The sequence below is a fragment of the Pseudoalteromonas sp. SK18 genome (assembly GCF_001974855.1).
Classification (GTDB): domain Bacteria; phylum Pseudomonadota; class Gammaproteobacteria; order Enterobacterales; family Alteromonadaceae; genus Pseudoalteromonas.
Genome location: NZ_MTQB01000001.1, coordinates 278,351 through 295,236, shown reverse-complemented (window position 1 = coordinate 295,236; position 16,886 = coordinate 278,351). Strand labels below are relative to the sequence as shown.

The window sequence follows — 16,886 nt, the reverse complement described above, 5'->3', positions numbered from 1 at the left end:
GTATTATTAATATCATGAGCGCATGAAGTAATCATTTAACAGTATTTTCATTTCACCATTTTGTAGGTATTCAGCTATTTTTTTATTTATTTTATCGAAGTCTTTTTTATAGCGGGGGTGGCAAATAATATTGTCGTTTATTTCTACTGGTGAATAGCTGTCACTATAAGGGAGGTGAGAGTTTATGTTTAATTCTTTATATGCAAAGGTAATATCGGGGTAAAAAGCCAAGATTAAATCGACCCGGCCAAGCAACAGCAGTTGCAAGCTTTCCATTTCGCTATTTACTTCTATAACTATTTTGGCCTTTTCTTTTATTCTATCTAGCTCACGGCTACTGGGTACCCCTCTAACAATACTAACAATATCGTTATCATCAATATGCCCTAAGTTCGAAATAATCCGCTCTGGGCTATTAGACACCACTTTGATCAGCGCTTTATTATATGGAGTACTGTGTAAAATATTATTTGGTAGAGCAATGCCCTCAGAGCCATCAAAGGTGTCTTCTCCAGGTGCGTAGCAAGCAACGCGATCTTTTAAAAACTCCAGTTTGGCACGCTTCATTGGCATGATTTCAATAATATATTTTTTATTTAGCTCAGTATCTTCAAGGGCTTTGGTTAACAACGCATGATAAACCCCTTGCTCTTCATTATTGGCTGCATGTTGAAAGAGTCCACTTAATTCTGCAACAGCAATAATATGTTTAGCATTTACGGGTTGATGAAAACAAGCAATTAATAAAAGCAACCAAAGGGATGGTTTATAAAAATACTGAGCAATGAGCATGGATTGAAGCTAATTTATTTTTTATAGGTTAAATATAGTCTTTGAGAACCTAAATTACGACCGATGATTTAATTTAACGGCTTAATTTATACCTATTTCATGGCAGTGTAAGCTCCACATAATAAAATAATACGATTTAGTGCTGCGCTAGAATAGCGGCTGTATTGCAGGTATTATGTTTCAAGGCACTTTAAAACATTATTTACTCCACACAGGAGGAAAGTGATGGCAGCAGTAATATTTTTTGGAATTAACAATGACCAGTCATAATCAAGCCACAAAGCAGCGTAAAAAAAATAATCCGCTTATCGAAATAGTATTTAATATCATCATTCCTTCAGTCATTTTAATGAAGTTCTCTGGCCCTGAATATTTAGGCAGTGTGGTTGGCTTAATTGTGGCGCTCATATTTCCTATTAGTTATGGTATTTATGATTTTATAAAAGCGGGCTCATTAAACTTTATTTCACTTTTGGGCTTTTTAAGTACTTTACTTACCGGTGGTATAGCGCTGTTTGAGCTTAACGTTGAGTGGTTAGCAATTAAAGAAGCGGCTATACCGGCAATTATTGGTTTTACAGTGCTAATGTCGGGCTTTTTTGGTAAGCCCTTGCTAGCCAAACTTTTATTAAACTCACTTTTATTCAAGTTAGACACTATTTACGATGCCCTTGCTGAACGCGGCAATACGCAAAGCTTTAAACAAAAAATTACTAACGCTAATTACTTATTAGCGCTGACCTTTGTGTTTTCATCAACTATGAATTACCTCTTAGCTAAATGGATTGTTACTAGCCCCGCAGGAAGTGTGGAATTTAACGAACAACTTGGTGAAATGACCCTGTTAAGTTATCCCGTTATTGCCATTCCTTCTATGCTGATGCTTATTGGTATTTTTATATATGTAATTAAAGTGCTGACTAAGCTAACCGGTATGAAGTTTGAAGAAATGGTTAATGCCGAGTAGATAAAACGCATAAAGAAAACCGTTGTTTAACAACGGTTTTTTTTGCTATCAATATTTACTTGTAGTGAGAGTAAAGTTGGTAATTAGTTCTGTGGTACGGGATAAGTTTATAGTTTGGTTGTAAAAAAGTGACTAAGTCGGTGAGTTCAGATACGGTCATGGTATCGTTAAATACCGTCATTTTTGAACTGCCATCTTCATTTCTGGCGTCGGGTCTATAAGGCCTAGAAAACCGATGGGAGGGATTAATCACTGACGTTACCAGCTCAGCATAAGTAATTATTTTGGTTTTATTACCTCCTAGCTTAATAGAAATATCGTCATGTTTTGTTACGCTGCTATCTTCTACGCCTGCAAGTGTATGGCATGCCAAGCACTTATATTTTAAAAACACGGCTTTACCTTGTTCTGCATTACCCTCGGGTAAGCTAAATCCTTTTGGTGAATCAACGCCTTTATCACAACCTGCCAGTGCCATTAAGCATGCAATTAAGAGTGTATATTTCATAATAACTCCATTTTTTAATTGGTTTTTTGCAGTGCTTAATTGTTCTCATCAATAACGCTTTATTTGATAAGCCATAAAATAAGCGGCTGCGCGAGTATTTTGATACTGCATGGTATGGCATTTTCATTTTTGCTTGCGATATCTTTTTAAGGCTTAACAAGTTAATAAAGAAAACATTCTTTGCACTGAGTCTCAGATATTTTTCAGTTAATGAAATGAGTCATCACCATATTTTATCTACAATTTGAGTGTAGTAGATGATAACTAATAATTCTAACTAAGCTGAGCTTTGGTTAGGCGATTTAAATAAAGCGGCTTCAGTAATATGTTGACTCACACTGTTTTTTTGTAGGGCGATATACAAGTCTGAGTGAACATAAATCCCCTCTTTACCAGATGTAATTCCTGCCGTTTTAAACCAAGCGAGCAATTGACGTTTTCTGCCAGCAAGCTCTAAACGAATATGGCGCTTTTTAAAAATTACATCTAAGTCGGCAAGCATGCTCATTACACTTAAATCAAGGTGAGTAAAACAAGGTACAGCGTCGATAATAACGCATTCTATATCGTCTTTCTGGCGGGCGTATTGCTCTAATAAGCGACGTTTAAAGTAACCCACGTTAAAGTAAGTTAAAGGCGAATTGAATCGATAAATAAAAACGCCTTGTATCGCTTTGGCTTTATCTGTTTCGTCGAGGCTTCTTACTACCCCTTTGGCATCAATACCTAAAATAGTGTCAGATGGACGCATAACGCTGCGGATAAATTGAAATAAACCCAATAATACAGCAAGCGTTATGCCAGGGATTACACCAATAAACAACACCGCAAATAACGTAGTTAATGCTAAGTAGAATGCTTGCTTATCTTTAAATTTTAATTGCCATAACGCCTTTAAATCGATGAGATGAATTGAAGCAATAATAAGCACAATTCCCAGTGCTGCACTGGGAATATACTCAAGGGGAGCCGTTAAAAATAACGCAATAATGGCAATAATAACAGCCGCTATAATCGATACTAATTGAGTTTTACCGCCGGCATTGTCGTTAACAGCCGTACGCGAGTCAGCACCACTAACTGCGAAACCTTGCGACAATGCTGAGGCTAAATTGGCAATACCTAAGGCTCTAAATTCTTTATCTGGATTAATGTCATAGCCATTTTTTGCAGCAAAGCTTCGTGCGGTCAACATCATACTTACAAAGCTGACTATGGCTAAGTTAAGTGCAGGAACTACGAGCTCACGGATCACCCCAATATCAAACATTGGAGGGTTAAATATAGGTAAGCCACCCGTTACAACGCCAATGGTTTTTATCTCAAACTGTTCTAAGTTGAATAACCAAACTAAGATTGCAGCCAATGTGATTGCCAGCATAGAGGCAGGCCAACTTGGTTTAATACGTTTGAAAGCGAAATAGGCACTCAGCGTTAATAAAGCCATTAGCAAGGTGGGAATATGAGTTTGCGATAAATAGGTTGGCACACCTCCTAAGCGCTCCAGTAAGTAGCGTTCGTCAAAGGTAAAACCAAATACTTTTGAAAACTGGCTAACAATAATGGTAATAGCTACGCCATTGAGCAGTCCCATTAAAATAGGTTTTGATAAAAAGTCAGCAAGTACACCTAGTTTAAAGCGGCTGGCAATAAAGCACCAGATACCTGTCATTGCGGTCATGGTGATCACTAATTGCCAATGTTTAAAGCTATCGCCTGCGGCAAGTGGAGTCACTACTGCGGCAATCACCGCACAGGTTGCGGCATCAGGGCCAATAATAAGCTGTTTAGAGGTACCAAATAGTGCATAAAGCATCATAGGTAAGATACAAGAATAGAGACCAACGGCGGCATTTACGCCGGTAAGCTGCGCATAAGCAATAGCTACAGGCAATGCCACGGCTGCAACTGATAAGGCTGCTCGCATATCGTCGGCAAGCCATTGGCGCTGATAATTAAACAACGTTTGTAAACCAGGCATAAAATTATATAAACGCGACAACACTGAAAAATCCCTTTAATAATAAGGAATAGATAGTAAGTTCTGTATAAAAATAAGTATAGTAACTAAACGCGTTATAGTGGATTAAATATGATGGTTTTAGCTTAATGATGAGATGGATATAGTGAAAAAATAAAAAGCCCAGCATATTTGCTGGGCTCAATGTATATCAATTTAAAATTAGCTGTTCAATTGACCCGTAGATGACTCTATATGGGCACGAACAAACCACTGATATTGCTCAAGCTCGGCAAGTTGCGCAATGATCATATCTTCAGATACCGGATCAAGCTCAGCAAGTGATTCTATAGCTTTACGATGATCACCGTTAACGCCGTTATATACTTTGTCTAATGCAGCTAAGTGCTCGGTTACTAAACCTTTGCCTATAGCGTAGTCTTCCCATGTACGACGATCGACAATTGATTTTGGTGTACCAACAGGGACGCCGCCTAAAGTGGCAATACGTTCTGCTATGGTGTCGGTCATTTCACGTACGGTTTCAACTTGAGGGTCTAGCATTTCATGTACGCCAATAAAGTTTGGACCTACTACATTCCAATGAATATGTTTTAAAGTTAGCTGTAAATCAATTAGCGCTACCATGCGATCTTCTAGAACAGATATTGCTTTATTTGCTGATTCGTTTTCTACACCGGGAGCGGTAAATTCAGCGACTTTGTTTGCATTATTACTGTTACTCATTATGCCTCCTACTATTTCAAAATAGTGCTCGCTTAACTCAAGTGAGTGTTTTAATTGCGATAACGAACACGTCTTGTATTAATAGAAGCAATGCTCATGCCGATAGTATTGTTATTTTAAGTTGCTGAAATTATTGTTTTAATTTTTAATTGGCGGTATTTTTCAAAGCAAAAAACTTAAGTGCATATGAAAAATATGCACTTTTTTGTAAATTCTGCAAAAAAGCACGTTTAAAACGGGGGCACGTTAAGGACTCTTTTTGCCTACGCTATTTAGGCAAAAGAAAACTGGGTTCAGTGTTTAATCGTTATAGCGTTTTGTGATATTGATGCGCTTTTAATACGTCAAACGGAATAATGTCGAGCGCTTTTTGGTTTGTAGCTTCAAGTACCACAGGAGGAGCAACGTTTGCAGCAATGGCATGATACCAACGCACTGCGCACAAGCACCATTTGTCGCCAGCTTTTAAGCCAGCAAAATCATACAAAGGATTAGGGCTAATTAAATCGTTACCTTGCGCTTTAGAAAACTGCAAAAATTCGTCGGTCATAATGGCGCATACACTGTGATTGCCAAAGTCTGAATCTGGCACATAGCAAAACCCTTCACGGGTATAGCCACCATTACCACAACACAGTTGTAAGCGAGTTCCCAGTACATTTAATTGATTAGCCATGCAGCACAGTTACCTTGTAATAATCATCGAAAGCAGAGGTGTTTACCATAACAGGCCGTTAGTGACTTAGCTATCTATGCTATTAATTTTATACATCTTTAAGCGAGTAAAAAACTGCACTTAGTAAAGCCAAAATGCAGTTTTTACTAAGCAAGGGCGCTTACGAAAGTAGTGCTGCCGCTAAACGCACAAAATCAGAAGACGTTAAAATACCCACTAGCTGACCCTGCTGGCTAACAACGGGCATACAACCGTGGCGATTATCTACAAAAAACTTAACCACATCTGATAACGGCTGCTCTGGGGTGACACTAATAAAATCACTCACCATAATATCTTCTACTTTTGTGAGTTTCTCTTTTCGTTGTAATGCATTTGCACCAAACGTTGCCATGATCCCCATAACTTTAGCGACCATGATTTTTTGTGTCAGCATACCGACAAATGCACCGTCTTCGTCGATAACAGGAATATGACGAATATTTTTTTCTTTCATTAAATTATGTGCGTCATGCAGGGTGCTTTTTACGTTCACTGAAAATGGGTTAGCTGTCATTAAGTCGGTAACATTTTGACTCATGTTTATTCCTTTATTTTATCTGTAGTGTATCAGCTTATATTAGCGCTATTTTTAAGCTTTGCACCTTATTCAGATCAAGGTTTTTGCGGATTTAATAAACAGGAGGAGAGAGGAGTCACTTAACTAAATGCCCAAAAGCATTTAATTAAGTGAATGATAGAAAGAGATTAAAATTTTTTCGACAAGTGTTACTCGTAACCGCGTGGTTTTTTAGTTTTAATTACCGCAATGTAACCGTGCCAGCTAGCATAACTAAGTAGCGGCATAATAATAATGAATCCAGCTGCACCTGCAGCAAAGCCCAGCGCTACCAATACAAATATACAAATTGACCACACCACCATGGCAGCAAAGTTTTCTTTAACCGCGTGGATTGAAGAAACCACGGCAGTCATTATATCAACGCGTCTTTCCATCATAATTTGCGGGGTAAACGCTGAGATTGAAAACACACTGACCAATAAAATTCCGCCGATAATACTGCCTATAGTTAAAAACGCCGAAAGTTCTTCAAAGGTAGGATTTGCGTGGTTTGGGTATAACGCATGCACAATTGCAGCTAGGCGCATCCAAATAATCATAATTACCATAAGTAATACCGCAAACCCCCATTCACCTACAGGGTTACGAAACATTGATTTTAATGAATGGCTTAACGTAGGTTTGTGGCCTTTTTCAAGCTCCCAGGCTACATCGTATAGGCCAACGGCGAATACCGGACCGATTAAAGCAAAAGCAACGGTTGCAGGTAAAATAGCTAAGTGGCTGTCGGTAAGTACAACAGAGTAAACAATCGCTACCGGAATAAGCGTGAAGATTAAACCGTAAATTAAACTCAACATGGGCGCGCGCGCCATATCTTTAAACGCTAACGAAAGCCAATGAAAAGCGGCAAATGTATTTACTTTGTTGCACTCTAAACAGCGTGCGAATTTAGTGTCTTTTTCTATCGTGTTTGTAGTTGGCATAAAGATGCTCCTTTTTTAGTCACCTTTTAGTTTTAGAACATAGATGTTTTATTTACAACTCGTAAACAACTTATACGCAAGATTTAATCGCATTGTTCATTTGTTAGTCATTTTTATAGGGGGAACGGTTTTACTTCCGTGTATAAGTAAACACTTAAAAAGTGGGTTCGTATTTCTTTTCTACAATGGTAATCTAACCGCTGTACCTAATGTTAAGAGACCGTAATGAAGGAAAATAAACAACAATTTCAAGGAGCTTTACTGGGCAGTAAACGGTTTTTACCTCTGTTTGTGACGCAGTTTTTCTCTGCTTTAAATGACAATGTTTATAAGCAATCAATTTTGCTTATTTTAATTTTTCAAGCTGCTACGGTAGCCGATGGTGCCTTTTATTCTAATCTGGCGGCAGGATTATTTATTTTGCCGTTCTTTTTATTTTCGGGCATGGCTGGGCAAATTGCAGAAAAGTTGGAAAAATCAAAACTGATCAGCATCGTAAAGTTTTGCGAAATTCCTATTATGCTGGTGGGCGTAGTATCGATTTTAACCGAGCAGGTTTGGTTAATGTTAGGTACTGTATTTTTAATGGGTTTACAAAGCACTTTTTTTGGACCGCTTAAGTACTCTATTTTACCGCAACATGTGGCCCCAAATGAGCTAACCAAAGCGAATGGGCTGGTGGAGTCGGGCACTTTTGTCGCTATTTTATTGGGCACCGTATTTGGCACCTATTATATAACCCAAGCAGCGGGCCCTATTTATATCAGTATCGCAATAGTGAGCCTAGCGGTTATTGGCTTTTTGAGCAGTCGATTTATTCCTAAAAGTGCTGCCAATGATGCTAATTTAAAAGTATCGATTAACCCTATTACTTCAACCAAAAGTGTTTTTAATGCGCTTAAGGCACAAACCGAGTCGGTGGGTAAGTCAGTATTAGGGATCAGCTGGTTTTGGCTTATTGGTGCGGTGATACTAACGGCGCTCCCTAATTACGTAAAACATGTAATGGGAGGCGATGAGTTGGTGGTGACGGCTGCTTTAGTGGTGTTTTCGTTGAGTATTGCATTGGGGTCTTTGCTTTGTGAAAAGCTATCACGCTCACGGATTGAGTTAGGTATTGTGCCTTTTGGTGCACTGTTAATTACCTTATTTTTATATTTACTAAGCCAAGAGCCTGGTATTGAATTTTATCGCCAAGTTAGTGAGTTGCAGCTTACTCTTGAACAAGTAATTAATACTGACGATATGCTCTGGCATTTTGTTTGGATGGCAGGTATTGGTATTGCCTCGGGGTTTTATACCGTGCCTTTGTATGCACTCATTCAGCAGCGTACGCACCCCGATAGCCGTTCTCGAGTGATTGCAGCTAATAATGTATTAAACGCACTGTTTATGGTCGGCAGCGCCGTTTTAAGTATTGTAACTTTAACGCTATTACACTGGAATATTTCACAATTACTGTTGTTATTAGCAGGGCTTAATTTACTGATATCGGTTTATATATACAGCAAAGTTCCTGAGTTCTTTTTACGCTTTATTATTTATATTTTAGCGATTTGCATGTATCGGGTGCGCACTAAAGGCGAGCCTAACATTCCCGATGAAGGGGCTGCGGTAGTGGTAAGTAACCATGTTAGCTTTGTTGATTGGATGTTTATTTTAGCGGCGTCGCCTAGGCCAATTCGGTTTGTTGTATTTGCACCTATTTACTATTCACCGGCACTTAATTGGTTATTTAAAATGGCCAAAGCCATTCCAATCGATAGTGAAAAGGCAAACCCTAAGGCGTTTAATAAAGCCTTTGATGACATCGCTAAAACACTGGAAAGTGGTGAGTTAGTAGGTATTTTTCCTGAAGGAAAGCTCAGCGGTGATGGCGAAGTTGATGTGTTTCGCCGTGGCATTGAAAAAATAATTCAGCGCACGCCTGTGCCTGTTATCCCTGTTCATTTAGATGGATTATGGGGCAGTATGTTTAGCCGAAAAACCAAGTGGCGACTACCTAGACCCAAATGGTCGTTGGTAAGCGTAGCGATTGGTGAGTCGGTTGCACCTGAAAATGTGAGTGCCGATGACTTGCGTGATCGAGTGCTTGCTTTAAAGTAGCTTTACAATAAAAAAGCGCTGCAATTAATTGCAGCGCTGTGGTTGTGTTACTTAATGGTTATTAACGGTCTAAATTCATTACTTTAGTCCATGCTGCAACAAAGTCTTCTACAAACTTTTGTTTTGATGTATCAAAGGCATACACCTCAGCAACTGCACGTAGTTCTGAGTTTGAACCAAAAATCAGATCAACCGAAGTAGCGGTGTACTTTTGCATCCCCGATTGACGATCAAAGCCTTGATAAATGCCAGCATCTGACGATTTTTTCCATACCGTCGACATATCTAATAAGTTAACGAAGAAATCGTTATTTAGGGTACCTGGCTTATCGGTAAATACGCCGTAGTCAGTGCCTTTATAGTTTGCATCAAGTGAACGTAAACCACCGACTAATACAGTCATTTCAGGAACTGTTAGGTCAAGCTGATCCGCTTTATCAATCAGCATTTCTGTTGGCGATTTATAGCTTTTCTCTGCATCAAAGTAGTTTCTAAAACCATCGGCTGGCAGCTCTAATAAGCTAAATGCATTAACGTCAGTTTGCGCTTGCGTAGCATCGCCACGGCCAGCATTAAACGGCACGTCTACTGAGTAGCCTGCATCTTTGGCTGCTTTTTCAATCGCTGCATTACCACCAAGTACAATTAAATCAGCAAGCGATACATGGCTTTTGCTAAATAAGCTGTCGTTAAAGTCAGCTTGAATCGCTTTTAATACTTTAAGTACTTTTGCGGTTTCTGCTGGATTATTTACTGCCCAATCCTTTTGTGGTGCTAGCGCAATACGTGCGCCGTTGGCACCGCCGCGCATATCTGAATCACGGTAACTGGCAGCCGATGCCCATGCCACACGTACTAACTCAGGTACACTTAGGTTTGAGTCTAAAATAGCGGCTTTAAGCTCTTTTACTGCACCAGCATCAATGTTTGATTGAGTTTCTGCTGAGATAGGGTCTTGCCAAATTAAGTCGTCTTTTGGTACTTCTTTACCTAAAAAGTTACGTGGTGGTCCCATATCTCTGTGAGTTAATTTGTACCATGCTTTAGCAAAGGCAAGTTGATACTCTTTAGGGTCATTTAAAAAGCGTTCTGCAATTTTGCGATATTCAGGATCAAATTTTAACGCTAAATCGGCCGTAGTCATTACCGGTGGGTTAAATTTACCTTTAACGTGCGCATCAGGTACGGCGTTATGTAATGATTCATCTGTTGGGATCCACTGAATAGCGCCTGCAGGGCTGCGAGTTTGTTTCCACTCAAAGTTAAGTAGGTTGCTTAAGTACAGTGATGACCAGCGGGTAGGTGCTTGTGTCCATGCGCCTTCTAAACCACTAGATACGGTATCTTCAGAGTGGCCTTTACCACATTTGTTTTTCCAGCCTAAACCTTGCTCTTCAATACCTGCTGCAGCAGGCTCTGCACCTACACAGTCTTTAGGTTTGTGCGCACCATGCATTTTACCAAAGGTGTGACCACCGGCGATAAGTGCGAGTGTTTCTTCATCGTTCATCGCCATGCGAGAAAACGCAACGCGAATGTTCTTAGCTGACCCAATAGGATCAGGAACCCCTTTAGGCCCTTCTGGGTTTACATAAATTAAGCCCATGTGTGTTGCACCCAATGGGCGTTCTAATTTGCCGTCAGCATCTTCACGGTCGCTGGCAAGCATTTCTACTTCAGGACCCCAGTAAACCATGTCTGGCTCCCAATCGTCAGTACGACCACCAGCAAAACCATAGGTTTCAAATCCCATATTTTCTAGGGCAACGTTACCCGCTAATACGATTAAGTCTGACCATGAAAGGGCTTCACCGTATTTTTGTTTGATTGGCCAAAGTAAACGGCGCGCTTTATCCAAGCTTACGTTATCTGGCCAACTATTAAGTGGTTCAAAACGTTGTTGTCCACCGCCAGCGCCACCACGGCCATCAAGCGTACGGTAGGTACCAGCACTGTGCCAGGTCATACGAATAAAAAATGGGCCATAATTACCAAAGTCTGCTGGCCACCAATCTTGAGATTGAGTTAGTAGAGCGTCGATATCACTTTTTACAGTGTCTAAATCTAGACTGTTAAATGCCTCTGCATAATTAAAGTCGGCACCGTAAGGGTTTGAACGTAGATCATGATCGCGAAGAGGAGATAGGTTAAGTTGATCTGGCCACCAAAATTGGTTGGTTCTGATTGCGCCCATTTTTGCCTCACCCATGCCTACAGCACCTTGTGGCTTAGACATTTGTGGTTTTTCTTGGCTAAAAGCAGAGCCAGACATAAGTGCCATACTTATAAATCCAACAAGCGCTTTTTTTGTAAATGATCGGTTTTTCATTGTCAGCTTCCTTAAAGTTAACGAATTTCGTTATATACAAAGCGTATTAAAAAATAGGGCCTACTCATTAAAAAACAGTAGGCTAATACTTCATTCAAGTTGTTGTTAAACAAGCCTGAATGGCTAAGCAGTGAGGATAGTATAGTAAAGAGGGTAAAAACCGTGTGCGAAATAAAACGATTAGTGCAATCTATAAAAATGATTTATTAAATTTAATCGATTAAATAAATGAATTGTAAATACGCAAAGAAGGCTTTGCAGAGCTATAGGCATAAAAAAGCCCAGCGTAGGCTGGGCTATTAAATAAACTTAGTGCTATTGAGTTTTCATTAACTTACTGGTGATCACACCAGAGGTCATAGCACCCGACACGTTGAGTGCGGTACGCGCCATATCTATTAAAGGCTCAATAGAAATAAGTAAAGCCACTACCTCTATAGGTAATCCCATGGTAGGTAATACAACCAACGCTGCGAAAGTAGCACCACCGCCTACGCCAGCAATACCAAACGAGCTAATAACCACAATACCAATAAGCGGTAAAATAAACTCAAACGTGAGTGGGTCTATCCCCACACTTGGCGCAACCATCATCGCGAGCATGGCAGGGTAAATACCAGCACAGCCGTTTTGACCTATGGTGGCACCAAAAGAAGCCGATAAGTTAGCGATTGCTGGGGGCACTTTTAACTGGTTAATTTGCACATCTACATTCATAGGAATCGATGCCGCTGAGCTACGTGAGCTAAAAGCAAAGGTAAGCACTGGCCAGATTTTTTCAAAGTAATGTTTTGGATTAACACCTACTAAGCTAAGCAGTAAACCATGCACAACAAACATTAATAAAATAGCCACGTAAGAAGCAACAATAAAGGCAAGTAAATTTAAAATGTCGCTACTACTAGAGTTTGCCACAACACTTGCCATTAAACCTGCAACACCATAAGGCGTTAGAGCAATTACCATGCGAACTAAGCTCATTACTGTCGCTTGTAGGGCGTTTACACCGTTACGAATTGGGCTAGCAAGCTCTGTTTTTTCAAGCATTACTTTACGCGCAGCTATACCAACAAGTACACCAAATATAACCGTGGCAATAATAGAGGTTGAACGTTGATTACTTAAATCTGCAAAGGGATTTTCAGGAATAAAGCTAAGTAGCATTTGTGGCACACTTAAGTCGGCCACATTCGCTGCTTTGCTTTGCAGGGTGTCCATTCTAGCGGCTTCACGAGTACCTGATACAAGCCCTTCAATGCTCAAATCAAATCCATACGTTACCGCAATACCAATTAATGCTGCAATCGCGGTGGTAAAAAGTAAAACAGAGATGCTAATAAAGGATATTTTCCCCAGTGAGCCTTGGTTCTCAAGCTTAACCACAGCGGCAATCATAAAGACCAATACCAGTGGCATGATGATCATTTTTAGTAACCCGACATAGCCTTTACCTACTATGCTAACCCAGCTGAGTATTTCTTTAATGGTTTCTGGGGAATGGGCAAACAAAAATTGAAGAGCTAAACCAAAGGCGCTACCAAGTACTAAACCAAATAAAACGGTACGAGATAAAGAGCTGCTTTTTTGCGAAACAAGATAAATAGCAAACAGCAAACCGACAAATAATGCCAACATTAATAATACAGCAAGCGACATGGTACCCTCTTTTATAGCTGTGAATTAGCGCGGCACTTTAACGCTTTGTAAGACGTTAACAAAATACACTTTCGCTATGGGATAGAATTAAAAGGAATATAGTAATAATATTAAAGTATAACGAATCAGCGTTTTATTGTACAAGCTTATTCATATGCTTGTATTTTCTTTAATTTATAGGGTTTACTATAGATCGTAAGCCTTGTTTAAAGCGTAAGTCTGATACGAATTAATTGGTCAACGTGTTCACTTTAGTTTTATTTAAAAATAGGGAGTAAAGGTATGTTAAAGGCAATAATGACGCTGGTGATGGTTTTAGTGGTTAGCGGATGTTCAACCCAGTATCCAAATCAAGCGCTACTTGGTAAGCAATTTCCCACTGTTACAGGAGAAAGCTTAGAGCAACAGTTATTCACTATTCCTGATGACTTTAACAACCCACATACGTTGCTATTAATTGGTTATAAACAAGATAGCCAGTTTGATATTGATCGTTGGCTTATTGGTTTAGATATGACTGCAGTGGATGTAACGGCCTATGAGTTGCCAACTATTCAGGGTATGCTTCCTCGTATGTTTAGTACCTTAATTGATAGCGGCATGCGTAAGGGGATCCCAAAAGAGTTGTGGGGTGGGGTGATCACAATTTACAAAGATGGCGATAAAGTTCAGGCATTTACTGGCAACGAAAATCCTAATAACAGCCGTGTAATACTGCTTGATGAGAGTGGCAAAATTATTTACTTTTACGACCGTGGCTTTTCTGTCTCGGCATTAAATAATTTAAAAGCGGTTTTGGAAAAGCAATAAGTTGTAGTTAAATTTAGTTGCCTTTGGGCACGCTATTATTAAGTTAGCGTGCCACGTTAAAAGCATTACTCGCTAACGTTATTTCTGCCTTTCTTTTTAGCTCTATAAAGGGCTAAATCGGCATTTTTTAATGCTTCATCAAAGCTTTGTTTTGCTGTTCTTTGTGCTACACCTATAGAAACCGTCACGTTTACCGTTTTGTTGTCACTTGGCTGTTTACCTTTGCGAGATTTTTTATCGGTGCGTTTTGGGTTTCTGATCACCATGTCGTAGGTGGCAATATTTTCGCGCAGTGTTTCTAGCTCAGGGATTGACTGCTCGGCTGTTTTACGCGGGAACACCACCGTAAATTCTTCTCCACCATAACGGTAAATTTTGCCACCCCCTTTAATGCCAGCCATTTTAGCCGCCACTAGCTTTAACACTTGGTCGCCAATATCGTGGCCATAGGTATCGTTGAATTTTTTAAAGTGGTCAATGTCGAGCATAGCAACGGTGTATTTTCGCCCTAATGATAAAGCAAGCTGATTAAGTGCTCGCCGCGTTGGTAAGCTGGTTAAATCGTCTCTATAGGCTAAATAATAAGAGTCGGTACTCACTGCCAATAAATACAAAGAAGCCATAAGCACGGCTATTACAGACCAAGGAAAATCAATAATGTGTTGCTGATTAAGGCACCATACAATAAAGGTAATTAATAAGGCGGTTTGAGTCAGGTTATGAGCCCTCAAGCTTTGCCAAATAAGCAAGCCGCCAATTATTGAAAGCGGTAAAACAATGGGAAAGTAAGGAAGTAGTTGAGTATAAAAAGAGGATTGTATTGTTAGTTCTTGTAAATGTTGGCTCAGTGCTAACCAAGCAAACGCAGCACCGCCGCAAACAATAACAAGTAAACTGCGAGTTACTGTGTGTATTGATAAAAGCGCTCTATCTTTTATGACTGCTAATAACATTAATAAACTTGCAGCGCATAATAAGGTCCAGTCAGGTTGCGCTTTGAGCCAGTCAGACCAAGGTAAAGCGTAGTCTAATGAAGATAAATAAATCACCCAAAATGCACAAAGCAGTGCAACTCGACTTCGATTAAACTGAGTAGCAAATACAGCAGTAATAACCAGTAATGGATAAACAAGGTTATTAATAAGAGAGAGCTTACTTTGCCATTGAACTTGAAACTGAACTAATAATAAAAATAAGCCACATAGCCCTAAAAGGCTCAAAGAAGTTGATTTAACTCCTGCTAATTTTAACAACCCATGCTCCAAAGACCGATGTCTAAAAAATAAAGGCTTATTGTATTCATATTGAAAAATATTACTACTTTAATGCTTATTAATTATTTAAAAACAATGCTTTAAAACTAATTTTAATGGCTTTTATCGACATTTTTTAACCAAATGTATGACATTTTAGTAAATGTAAATGTAGTAAGTTAATTAAACCTATTACCCAGAGTTCAGGTTATTTAATTAGTTGGCGAATATCGCTTCCTGTTGGTGCTTCATGGGCACGTAACGAAAAGGCGGGTAAAACCGCTAATATATGATCAAATATATCTGACTGAATATTTTCATATTCACCCCAATTGGTGGTATTGGTGAATGCGTAAATCTCAATGGGTAACCCTTGGGTTGTTGGCGCTAATTGCCTTACCATTAAGGTCATACCCTGATGAATATGCGGGTGCTGTTTTAATAGCGCCACCAAATAGTGACGAAATGTACCCACATTAGTGAGCCTGCGGCCATTTAAAGTGCAGCTCATATCTACTTTTTTAGTCGTGTTCTGCTCGTTAATAGTCGATAGCGTACTTTCAAGATAATTGCTTAGCAAGTCAGCTTTTTTAAGAGCAACAAGTGCGGCTTCATCTAAAAAGTGCACACTACTCATTTCAAGATGAATACTGCGTTTTATCCGGCGTCCACCAGAGTCTGACATACCGCGCCAATTTTTAAATGAGTCGGAGATAAGCGCATAAGTAGGAATGGTAGTAATGGTTTTATCCCAATTTCTTACTTTAACTGTGGTTAACGCAATATCAATAACATCACCATCGGCGCCGTACTTAGGCATTTCTAACCAGTCACCTACCGCCAGCATATTATTGGCAGAGAGCTGAATACCTGCTACTAATCCTAAAATAGCGTCTTTAAATACCAGTAATAACACCGCAGACAGAGCGCCTAAGCCACTTAGTAAAATTAATGGTGACTTATTCATCAACAACGAAACGGCTAAAATGGCAGTTAATACACTGGCAATAAGCTTAATTGTTTGCAAAAAGCCGCGCAGCGGAAAGTGAGCGCTTAGGGGGCGCTTATCGGAAATTGCTTGAAATATATCCAGTAACGAAAACAGCGAAAGCAAGGCAAATAAAATGATCCACTGATCGGTGATCATTTGAATCAAATACAAAAACGTAGTGCCTTCGGGTATCCATAGTTGCGCCTGAATAACAACGACCGCTCCTTGTAAAACAAATGAGATATTACGAGCGAGCTTCTTTGCTGAATATAAAGGACTTTTACTATCGGGTTGCGCTGCTTGTTCGCTAAAACGGTTTTTAACTAAGCGCTGAGAAATCAGCCTTAAAATAAGGTGTAATATTAATGCAAATAGCGCAATCCAAGCCAATACAATCAGGTCGTACCATAAAAAAGGGCTCCCCGGAAAATAATCGCCAAACCATTGCAGTAAAAAATCTCGCAGCTGTGCGCGTGTTCCTGTCATTAATACTCCATAAGGGCGTTATTATTAATTACTGGTAGTTAAGCAGCTGTAATGTAA

14 protein-coding genes are annotated in these 16,886 nt (G+C 39.6%); 3 read left to right on the top strand and 11 right to left on the bottom strand.

Going from position 1 to position 16,886, the window contains the following annotated elements:
* Positions 1 to 12 precede the first annotated feature (12 nt).
* Positions 13 to 792 (bottom strand): hypothetical protein, encoded by a 780-nt coding sequence (locus tag BW139_RS01390; protein ID WP_008111388.1) that lies wholly within the window; start codon positions 790 to 792, stop codon positions 13 to 15.
* Positions 793 to 1,048: 256 nt separating this feature from the next.
* On the opposite strand from BW139_RS01390, the gene BW139_RS01385 reads away from it, so the two are divergent.
* Entirely contained in the window at positions 1,049 to 1,759 is a 711-nt protein-coding gene (locus BW139_RS01385) for a VC0807 family protein (protein WP_008111389.1), read from the top strand.
* A 55-nt stretch (positions 1,760 to 1,814) separates the two neighbouring features.
* Here BW139_RS01385 and BW139_RS01380 read toward each other — a convergent pair whose 3' ends face one another.
* The 6 genes from BW139_RS01380 to BW139_RS01355 form a co-directional block, all read right to left on the bottom strand.
* Positions 1,815 to 2,267: a c-type cytochrome gene (locus BW139_RS01380; protein WP_008111390.1), complete on the bottom strand. Its 453-nt coding sequence runs from the start codon at positions 2,265 to 2,267 to the stop codon at positions 1,815 to 1,817.
* Positions 2,268 to 2,544: 277 nt separating this feature from the next.
* The gene (locus tag BW139_RS01375) at positions 2,545 to 4,272 is read right to left on the bottom strand and encodes a SulP family inorganic anion transporter (RefSeq protein ID WP_076918410.1); all 1,728 of its coding nucleotides are present in this window, start codon (positions 4,270 to 4,272) and stop codon (positions 2,545 to 2,547) included.
* Positions 4,273 to 4,449: 177 nt separating this feature from the next.
* On the bottom strand, positions 4,450 to 4,974 hold the full coding sequence (gene dps / locus BW139_RS01370; RefSeq protein ID WP_008111394.1) for a DNA starvation/stationary phase protection protein Dps: 525 nt from the start codon (positions 4,972 to 4,974) through the stop codon (positions 4,450 to 4,452).
* Between the two features lie 307 nt (positions 4,975 to 5,281).
* Entirely contained in the window at positions 5,282 to 5,650 is a 369-nt protein-coding gene (locus tag BW139_RS01365) for a DUF2237 family protein (RefSeq protein ID WP_076918409.1), read from the bottom strand.
* 160 nt (positions 5,651 to 5,810) lie between these two features.
* Positions 5,811 to 6,230, bottom strand: coding sequence for an HPP family protein (locus tag BW139_RS01360; RefSeq protein ID WP_076918408.1), 420 nt, complete (start codon positions 6,228 to 6,230; stop codon positions 5,811 to 5,813).
* Between the two features lie 188 nt (positions 6,231 to 6,418).
* Positions 6,419 to 7,198, bottom strand: coding sequence for a DUF2189 domain-containing protein (locus BW139_RS01355; protein WP_076918407.1), 780 nt, complete (start codon positions 7,196 to 7,198; stop codon positions 6,419 to 6,421).
* A gap of 225 nt (positions 7,199 to 7,423) precedes the next feature.
* On the opposite strand from BW139_RS01355, the gene BW139_RS01350 reads away from it, so the two are divergent.
* Positions 7,424 to 9,304 carry an MFS transporter gene (locus BW139_RS01350; RefSeq protein WP_076918406.1) on the top strand — a complete coding sequence of 627 codons (1,881 nt, stop codon included), beginning with the start codon at positions 7,424 to 7,426 and terminating at the stop codon, positions 9,302 to 9,304.
* A 61-nt stretch (positions 9,305 to 9,365) separates the two neighbouring features.
* Here BW139_RS01350 and katG read toward each other — a convergent pair whose 3' ends face one another.
* Together katG and BW139_RS01340 are read right to left on the bottom strand one after the other, a co-directional pair.
* A complete protein-coding gene (gene katG / locus BW139_RS01345) occupies positions 9,366 to 11,633 on the bottom strand; it encodes a catalase/peroxidase HPI (protein ID WP_076918405.1) in 2,268 nt (755 codons plus the stop codon).
* 315 nt (positions 11,634 to 11,948) lie between these two features.
* A complete protein-coding gene (locus BW139_RS01340; protein WP_008464818.1) occupies positions 11,949 to 13,289 on the bottom strand; it encodes an L-cystine transporter in 1,341 nt (446 codons plus the stop codon).
* 282 nt (positions 13,290 to 13,571) lie between these two features.
* Here BW139_RS01340 and BW139_RS01335 point away from each other — a divergent pair, with 282 nt between their 5' ends.
* Positions 13,572 to 14,099, top strand: a complete 528-nt coding sequence (locus BW139_RS01335; protein WP_076918404.1) for a hypothetical protein — start codon at positions 13,572 to 13,574, stop codon at positions 14,097 to 14,099.
* 65 nt (positions 14,100 to 14,164) lie between these two features.
* On the opposite strand, the gene BW139_RS01330 is transcribed toward BW139_RS01335, so the two are convergent.
* Complete coding sequence (locus BW139_RS01330; RefSeq protein ID WP_254844935.1) at positions 14,165 to 15,352, bottom strand: diguanylate cyclase; 1,188 nt, start codon at positions 15,350 to 15,352, stop codon at positions 14,165 to 14,167.
* A gap of 208 nt (positions 15,353 to 15,560) precedes the next feature.
* A complete protein-coding gene (locus tag BW139_RS01325; RefSeq protein ID WP_076918402.1) occupies positions 15,561 to 16,829 on the bottom strand; it encodes a mechanosensitive ion channel family protein in 1,269 nt (422 codons plus the stop codon).
* Positions 16,830 to 16,886: the final 57 nt, after the last annotated feature.

What these genes read in the sequence shown, in the direction of transcription:
- BW139_RS01365 (WP_076918409.1), bottom strand. Translation starts at nt 5,650, where the DNA reads ATGGCTAATCAATTAAATGTACTGGGAACTCGCTTACAACTGTGTTGT.
- BW139_RS01355 (WP_076918407.1), bottom strand. Translation starts at nt 7,198, where the DNA reads ATGCCAACTACAAACACGATAGAAAAAGACACTAAATTCGCACGCTGT.
- katG (WP_076918405.1), bottom strand. Translation starts at nt 11,633, where the DNA reads ATGAAAAACCGATCATTTACAAAAAAAGCGCTTGTTGGATTTATAAGT.
- BW139_RS01335 (WP_076918404.1), top strand. Translation starts at nt 13,572, where the DNA reads ATGTTAAAGGCAATAATGACGCTGGTGATGGTTTTAGTGGTTAGCGGA.
- dps (WP_008111394.1), bottom strand. Translation starts at nt 4,974, where the DNA reads ATGAGTAACAGTAATAATGCAAACAAAGTCGCTGAATTTACCGCTCCC.
- BW139_RS01385 (WP_008111389.1), top strand. Translation starts at nt 1,049, where the DNA reads ATGACCAGTCATAATCAAGCCACAAAGCAGCGTAAAAAAAATAATCCG.
- BW139_RS01360 (WP_076918408.1), bottom strand. Translation starts at nt 6,230, where the DNA reads ATGAGTCAAAATGTTACCGACTTAATGACAGCTAACCCATTTTCAGTG.
- BW139_RS01350 (WP_076918406.1), top strand. Translation starts at nt 7,424, where the DNA reads ATGAAGGAAAATAAACAACAATTTCAAGGAGCTTTACTGGGCAGTAAA.
- BW139_RS01340 (WP_008464818.1), bottom strand. Translation starts at nt 13,289, where the DNA reads ATGTCGCTTGCTGTATTATTAATGTTGGCATTATTTGTCGGTTTGCTG.
- BW139_RS01390 (WP_008111388.1), bottom strand. Translation starts at nt 792, where the DNA reads ATGCTCATTGCTCAGTATTTTTATAAACCATCCCTTTGGTTGCTTTTA.
- BW139_RS01380 (WP_008111390.1), bottom strand. Translation starts at nt 2,267, where the DNA reads ATGAAATATACACTCTTAATTGCATGCTTAATGGCACTGGCAGGTTGT.
- BW139_RS01325 (WP_076918402.1), bottom strand. Translation starts at nt 16,829, where the DNA reads ATGACAGGAACACGCGCACAGCTGCGAGATTTTTTACTGCAATGGTTT.